Origin of the sequence: uncultured Sphingomonas sp. (assembly GCF_936927845.1) — a bacterium.
In the GTDB taxonomy this organism is placed as follows: Bacteria; Pseudomonadota; Alphaproteobacteria; order Sphingomonadales; family Sphingomonadaceae; genus Sphingomonas.
The window spans coordinates 1-6086 of record NZ_CAKZHV010000019.1; the positions used below are offsets into that span (position 1 = coordinate 1).

Below are 6086 nucleotides of genomic sequence, written 5' to 3' on the forward strand. Positions count from 1 at the left end.
CATCATCAGCATCTCAGATTCGAGCCTCCAAGGCTCCGGCAGTCATGGGGTCTAAAGGGTCTCTTCAACGCCAAGTTGCTCACGAGTTCCGCGACGGCCCGTCAGGAGGTCAGCATTTGCGGCGATGATGGCGGCGATCTCATCGTAAACGACACGTACCCGCACCGACATCTCGGCGGCAGCATGGCCTACCAGCCATACCGGCTCTTCCATCAACAACGTGCAGGGCAAGCGCGACAGACCCGGATCGAGAAAGCAGGGCAGGATTCCCACGCCGAGGCCCGCGACAATGGCGGCGCGGTGAGCTTCGAGATGGTTGAAACGAAGGTCCGCCGATCGTCCGGCGAGGCGATAAAGCCAGCGCGAGGCGGGAAGATCATGATCGTCGGTCCACCCCACGAGCCTTGATGCAGCAAGATCGGGGATCGATCCGGCACCAGCGTAGAGGCCATGTCTCATCGTGCCAATCCTGCGAACCGTAAGAGCCCCGTGATCCGGAGGAACAAGACGCAAGGCCAGGTCGGCTTCGCCGCGGGCAATGCCCACCGGAGCGATACCCGTGATGATTTCTAGTTCCAGTTGCGGGTACTGCGAAAGCATGGCTGGCAGCGCCGGCAGCAGCAGGTGTGTTGTGATCGTCTCTGGCGCCGCAAGGCGCACCACCCCGCTGATTGTCTCGGCTCGACCGCTCGCACGGGCGCGGAAGCTGGCCATGGCTTCCTCCACCTGCACTGCTTCCGCCATCAACGCCTCGGCATCCGGCGTCGCCGTGTAACCGCCCGAGTGCCGCACGAAGAGTGTGGAGCCGATCGCGGTTTCAAGGGCATCGATCCGACGGCCGACCGTCTGCACGCTGACCCCGAGCATCCTGGCAGCGCCGGTCAGGCTGCCCGCCCGATAGGTCGCGGCGAAATAGCGAACGTCGTTCCAATCCATGCGTCATCCATATCTGGAAAGCGATCTTCCTTCCACTTCCATTCCTGAAGGCGCTGTTTGGACCTAAATAGGGCGGTGAAGGAGATCGCTCATGAACCAATCGCGATTTGAACGTGGGAAGGCTCGTTTGGCCGAGATCGACGGAGAAGCCGGACAAGCGGTGATCGCATCGCTTACCGATATCGCGCCCGATCTTGGCCGTTACATCATCGAGTTCGGTTTCGGCGACATCTACAGCCGCCCAGGCCTTGATCTCAGAACGCGCGAGCTGGCGACCGTCGCGGCGCTGGTCGCGCTCGGCACTGCCCGTCCCCAGCTCGAAGTGCATCTGCAGGGTGCGCTCAACGTCGGCGCCACGCAGGAGGAGATAGTCGAGATCATCATCCAGATGGCGCTGTATGCCGGCTTTCCCGCAGCGCTGAACGGCGTCGCGGCCTTGCGCAAGGTCCTGGAGACCCGTCATGGGTGAGAACGTCGCTCTGGTCGAACGATACTTCGCTGCTTTTGGCGCTGGCGATGTCGATGCGGCGCTCGACTGCGTCCACCCCGAGGCGATCTGGCACGTCGACGGCGACCCGGCGGTCGTCACGGTTGGGATTATGCAGGGGCGCGATGGGGTGCGCCGCTGGCTCGAACGCTTTCCCACCGGCTTTCGCCCATTGGCCTTTTCGGTCGAGCGCGTGATCGGAGACGGCGGGGACGTCATCGCCCTCGGGCGGTTTCGACACCGCGTTCAACCCGCCGATGCCATCGTGGACAGTGATTACGCCATCCGGTTCACGATCCGTGACGGCCTGATCGCGCGATATCAGATATTCGAGGATTCGCTGCTGATCGCGATGGCACGGCACAGCGCAGCGCCATCGCGACAGGCGCGGATCAATGGCGTGCTCTATGGTTGGGACGACCGCGGCAGCGGACGTCCCGTTCTCTTCCTGCACGGCCTGTTCCTGAACCGCCAGTTCTGGACCCCGCTGACCGACCGAATGGGAACGGGCAAGCGGTTAGTCACCTTCGACATGCCGGGCCATGGCGTCAGTGGCTGGCGCGATGGTTTCGATCTGGACGGCATTGCAGATGATCTGGCACTGTGGATTGCAGAGAATGGAGCGACGCCGGCGACGATCGTCGGCCACAGCCAAGGCGGCATGATCGCACTGCGGCTCGCTATCCGGCATCCGCATGCTGTTGAACGCCTTGTAGTGGTGAATAGCAGTGCGCGTGCCGAGTACCCCGAACGGTTGGGGGCATGGCGAAACCGTCGCGCGGCCTTGCTGGACGAGGGTGCGCGACATGGGGCGCTGAGCGAAATTCAACGCATGACGACCGCGCCGGGGTGGGTAAAGGCGCACCCCGGCGAGGCGGCCAGCGAACGCGAGGCCATGGCTTCGCATGACCCGGCTTCTCTTGCCTTTGCGCTTGATGCCGCAGTGCTCAATCGCGACGATATCCGATCGCTGCTTTCCCAGATCAAAGTGCCGGTAGAGGTGCTTTCCGGCGCGCTGGACCATGCGACGCCTCCCGAACTGGGGCAGGAGATTGCCATGTCAGTCGATGCGGGCCGTCATGTCGTCGTTGACGGTGCCGCACATCACATACCGATCGAACAGCCAGATGCGATCGCGGCCCTGTTTCGGCGCGACTGATGTGGTCAAACAGTGCGGGTTTTTCGGGCAAGGAGCTTCTCACCGTCTGGCCTGATCTCGCCCTTGGGCGTGACGTGCCGGTAGAGCGTCTGGCGGGTGATGCCGAGTTCGGCGCACAGGTCGGCGACCTTGGTTTCGGGCTTGCCCATCGCCGCCTGGGCGAGGCGCAGCTTGGCAGGCGTCATCTTGAACGGGCGTCCGCCATGCCGACCGCGCGCACGGGCAGATGCAAGGCCGGCGCGGGTGCGCTCGACGATCAACTCGCGCTCGAACTCGGCGAGGCCGGCGAAGATCGCGAAGATCAGCCGGCCGTTGGCGGTGGTGGTGTCGATCGATGCGCCTTCGCCGGCGAGGACCTTGAGGCCGATCTGCCTTTTCGTCAGCTCGCCGACTAGGTTGACGAGATGGCGCAGGTCGCGCCCGAGCCGATCGAGCTTCCATACGACCAGCGTGTCGCCACGCCGCAGTGCCTTCAGGCAGGCGTCGAGGCCCGGGCGCGTGTCGCGCCGGCCCGATGCGGCGTCCTCATAGATATGGTCGGGATCGACGCCGGCCGCGACCAGCGCATCACGCTGAAGGTCGTGAACCTGGCTGCCGTCCGCCTTGGACACCCGTGCGTAGCCGATCTGGGTCGTCACATATACGTCCGTTCGCGTGACACAGCAGGATCGCTCCGTCATTGATCTTCATTGTGTCACACAACCCGTCTTCTAGTCTATGCTCCATGAACAGGTCCGCTTTCCTGTTACGTGACGAACAGGACACCGATGCCGACCAAGACCATCCTGTCGCCAGCACAGCGTGCGGCGATCTTCGATCCGCCTCCGGATCGTGCGACGATCGAAAGGCTCTACACGCTTGGTCCCGACGATCTGGCGCAGGTGGCGCGGCGCCGGCGCGGCGCCAACCGGATCGGCTATGCGGTGCAGCTCTGCTACCTACGCCATCCCGGGCGCGGTCTACTGATGGGCGAGAATGTGCCCGATACCATGCTGGAGCTGCTCGCCGACCAGATCGGTTGCGCCGCAGACGACTTCACCGCCTATGCCATGCGCCTCACTACGCTGCGCGAACACCGTGCCGAGATCGAAGCCCTGCTCGGTCTTCGTGCCTTCGCGCGGGTGGACGTGCGAGCGATGCTCGCGCTGGGATCGGAGATCGCCGCCTCGACCGATAGGGGCGAAGTGATCGTCACCGGGATGGTTGATCGCCTGCGGACGGATCGGATCGTGCTGCCGGCGGCATCGACGCTGGAACGGCTCGCGCTCATTGTGCGGGCAAGGGCGCGCAAAGAGGCTCATGCCAACCTGATCCGCGACTGTTCGGCCGAGCAGGAAGCCGCACTCGAACATCTGATCGCCTCCGACGACCACGGCCGCACCCGGCTCGGGTGGATACGCGAATGGCCGGAAGCACCATCAGCCGCCAACCTGAAGGGGATCATCGAACGGCTCGACGCGGTGCGCGACATCGGGATCGTGGCCGATCGGGCACGGCGCATCCATGCCGCCCGCTATGCCGTCATCGCGCGAACCGCCGGCATCGCCACCGCACAGCACCTGCGGCGTCTCGAACGCCCGCGCCGCCTCGCCATGCTCGTCGCTTACATGATCGAGATGGAGGCGGCGCTGACCGACGCCGCGCTGGTCATGGTAGAGAAGATGGTGGGCGCGCTGTTCCGCCGTGCCGACCGCACCCGCTCCGATCGACTGCTCGGCCAGGCACGGATGCTGAAGGACACGGCGCGTTTCCATGCCCGGCTCGGTCGCCTACTGGTCGATGCCCGTGTGAGTGGGCGCGATGCGTTCGGCGCGATCGACGCGAAGCTGGGCTGGAACCAGCTCGAACGCAGCATCCGCTTAGCCGAGGATCTGACGCGCTCGGCCGACGACGGGCTGGAGGAAGTGGTCGAACGCTATCCCGCCGTGCGGCGGTTCGCCCCGACGTTTCTCGCCGCCTTCACCTTCCGCACCGCGCGATCGGGCGATCCGCTGCTCGGTGCGATCGAGGTACTGCGCACGATGTACCGCGACGGTCGATCGGTCCTGCCGAAGCGGGTGCCGACCAGCTTCATCAAGCCGCGCTGGCGCAAGGTGGTGCAGCCGGCGGAAGGAACGATCGACCGGCGCGCCTACGAGATCGCGGTGATCGTCCACCTGCGCGAACGCCTCGGGTCGGGCAGCATCTGGGTGGACGGCAGCCGCGCCTATCGCACGCTCGACGACTATCAGCTGCCCGTGCCCGCCTTCGAGGCGATGCGCACGAGCGGCGATCTACGCCTGGCTGTGCCGACCGACTTTCCCGAATGGCACAAGGAACGCCGCACCCTGCTGACCCGGCGCATGACGGAGGTGGAACGCGCAGCCGCAGCGGGCGAGCTGGTCGACGTGACGATCGACCGCGGGCAGTTGCTCATATCGCCGATCCGGCGATCTCCGTCCGACGATGCCGAGGCGCAGAAGGCCCGGCTCTACGCGATGCTGCCGCGCGTCCGCATCACCGACCTGTTGGTCGAGGTCGCCGCATGGTCGGGTTTCGCAGACCGTTTCGTCCATGCGCGCAGCGGCGCACCCGCCTCCGACCAGTCCGCGCTGATGGGCGCAATCCTCGCCGATGCGACCAATCTCGGCCTCGGCCGCATGGCGGAAAGCTCGCGCGGGCTGACGTTGCCTCGCCTGCGCTGGACGGCCGAATGGCATGTGCGCGACGAAACCTATCTGTCGGCGCTGGCGGCGATCGTCGATTGCCATACTGCGCATCCGCTCGCCCAAGTCTGGGGGCCGGGCGACACCTCGTCATCGGACGGCCAGTTCTTCCGTGCCGGCGGTCAGGGCGAAGCGCGCGCCGATCGCAACGCCCGCTATGGCACCGAACCAGGCGTCCTGTTCTACACCCATGTCACAGACCGCTTCACGCCGTTCCATACCAAGGTTATCGCCGCCAATGCTGGCGAGGCGGCGCACGTCCTCGATGGCCTGCTCGACCATGAGAGCGAGCTGGTGATCCGCGAACATGCGACCGACACCGCCGGCGCGGTCGATCACGTCTTTGGGCTATGCCATCTGCTCGGCTTCCGCTTCGCGCCGCGCATCCGCGACCTCAACGAGCGCCGACTGTATGGCTTGTCGCCGCTCGACCCGTGGTCGACGCTGCGCCCGCTCGTCGCCGGCCCGGTCAATGTGCGGGCGATCGAAGAGAACTGGGACGAAACCCTGCGCCTTGCCGCCTCGATCCGCGCCGGCACCGTCAGCGCCTCGGTCATGCTGCGCAAGCTGGCGGGTTTCCCGCGTCAGAACCCCGTCGCCCGCGCCCTGCGCGAAATCGGACGGGTGGAGCGCACCCTGTTCATGCTCGACTGGTTCGACGATCCCGACCAGCGGCGCCGCACCGGCAGCATCCTCAACAAGGGGGAAGCCCGCAACGCGCTCGCCCGCGCGATCTTCTTCAATCGCCTCGGCGAACTGCGCGACCGCACCTTCGAGAACCAGCGCCATCGCGCCTCCG

General features: G+C 65.6%; 5 protein-coding genes. 3 read left to right on the plus strand and 2 right to left on the minus strand.

Features of this window, described 5'->3' with window-relative positions:
* Positions 1-51 precede the first annotated feature (51 nt).
* Positions 52-936, minus strand: coding sequence for a LysR family transcriptional regulator (locus Q0579_RS02835; RefSeq protein WP_066782320.1), 885 nt, complete (start codon positions 934-936; stop codon positions 52-54).
* Positions 937-1063: 127 nt separating this feature from the next.
* On the opposite strand from Q0579_RS02835, the gene Q0579_RS02840 reads away from it, so the two are divergent.
* Positions 1064-1405 carry a carboxymuconolactone decarboxylase family protein gene (locus Q0579_RS02840; protein WP_298090618.1) on the plus strand — a complete coding sequence of 114 codons (342 nt, stop codon included), beginning with the start codon at positions 1064-1066 and terminating at the stop codon, positions 1403-1405.
* Positions 1398-2582 carry an alpha/beta fold hydrolase gene (locus Q0579_RS02845; protein WP_298808878.1) on the plus strand — a complete coding sequence of 395 codons (1185 nt, stop codon included), beginning with the start codon at positions 1398-1400 and terminating at the stop codon, positions 2580-2582. The genes Q0579_RS02840 and Q0579_RS02845 overlap by 8 nt, the downstream gene beginning before the upstream one ends.
* A gap of 5 nt (positions 2583-2587) precedes the next feature.
* Here the strand turns inward: Q0579_RS02845 and Q0579_RS02850 are convergent, their stop codons facing one another.
* Positions 2588-3262: a recombinase family protein gene (locus tag Q0579_RS02850; RefSeq protein ID WP_066782322.1), complete on the minus strand. Its 675-nt coding sequence runs from the start codon at positions 3260-3262 to the stop codon at positions 2588-2590.
* 87 nt (positions 3263-3349) lie between these two features.
* Here Q0579_RS02850 and Q0579_RS02855 point away from each other — a divergent pair.
* On the plus strand, positions 3350-6086 hold a 2737-nt coding region (locus Q0579_RS02855), incomplete at its 3' end, for a Tn3 family transposase (protein ID WP_298808891.1).